The 1233-nt window shown below is 65.0% G+C and carries 1 protein-coding gene; it reads right to left on the minus strand.

Features of this window, described 5'->3' with window-relative positions; translation table 11 throughout:
* The coding region (locus B5X69_RS21665; protein ID WP_425441544.1) for an Ig-like domain-containing protein at positions 1 to 1233 on the minus strand (1233 nt) is incomplete at both ends.

Genomic DNA, 1233 nt, shown 5'->3' on the forward strand with positions numbered 1-1233 from the left:
ATAAACCGCGGCGCCCTTGGTGGGTGCGGTGCCCAAGGCGACGTCTGCGGCCAGGTCCACACCGTCCGCACCCGCCGTGTCGTTCGCGAACACGTCGATGACGACGGCTGTGTCTTCCGCCGGCGACGCAGAATCATCGCGCGCTGTTGGCGCATCGTCGTCGAGGGTGATGTTGAGCGTGCCGGTCGCGGTCGAGCCGTCAAAATCGGTCACGGTGTAAGTGAGCGCTGCAAGCGCGTCATTCTCGTCGCCGCCTTCGGCGTGGAGAACATTGGCAAGCAATGTCACCTTGAAGGCGCCGGTCGCCGGATCGGTGATCGCAACCGTGAAGAGAACGCCGCGCGGACCGATGGCGCTCAGCAGATTCGTGCCGGCATCCCAGGCGTAGGTCACATTTTCCTGGCCGATTGCGGCGCCGACGCCGTCCATCGCCGAAAAATCGATCGCGCCCGGGCCATCGCCGCCAAAGTCGTGAACGAGAATTCCGGTGAAGCTTGCTTCGCTGGTGTCGGCGGGATCGTCGCCCGCGTTGGCATCGAGGTCGCCCGTCGTGCTGGCAAGGTTGCCTCCGGTGAAACCGTCGTCATCGACCGCGGCAGTGGTTGTGCCGCCGCTCGGCATATTGGCGTCGGTCACCGTGAAGCTGAAATCGGCCGTCGCAGTATCACCGTCGCCGTCGGTCACGGTAAAGCTGCCAGAGGCCGAGCCCTGGCCTGCCACGCTCGCATCGGCGGTGAAGCTATAGCTGCCGTCCGCCTTCACCTTGATCACGCCATCGCCGACGTCGATGTCCTGCGAGAAACCGTCGCCGCCGAAGACCAGGTCGACGCCGTTGATCTGGGTAAGACTCGCGCCGTCCGCCCCCGCAACGAAATCAAAGGTTCCCGTGACGCTCGCGCCCTCGGTAATCGACTGGAGCGGCTCGTCGCTCGCCGTCGGCACGTCATCGACGATGTCGATGACGAGCGTATCGTCCGCGATGTCGCCATCGCTGTCGGTCACGACCACATCGAACTGGTCGGACGTCGCATCGCCATCGGTGTTGGTGGTGAGCTCGTAGCTGTAGCTGTAGACGCCGCCTGCGAGGGTCACGGTGAGCGTGCCATAGGCGCCCGCGACGCTGCCGCCGGCGGTCACATCGGTGCCGTTGATCACGAGCGATCCGATGCTGTCGTTGCCGGTCGTGATCGTGAAGGCGCCGCTCGCAAACTCGCCGTTCGAAGCGGGATCCGA

The organism is Sphingopyxis flava, assembly GCF_900168005.1.
Classification (GTDB): domain Bacteria; phylum Pseudomonadota; class Alphaproteobacteria; order Sphingomonadales; family Sphingomonadaceae; genus Sphingopyxis; species Sphingopyxis flava.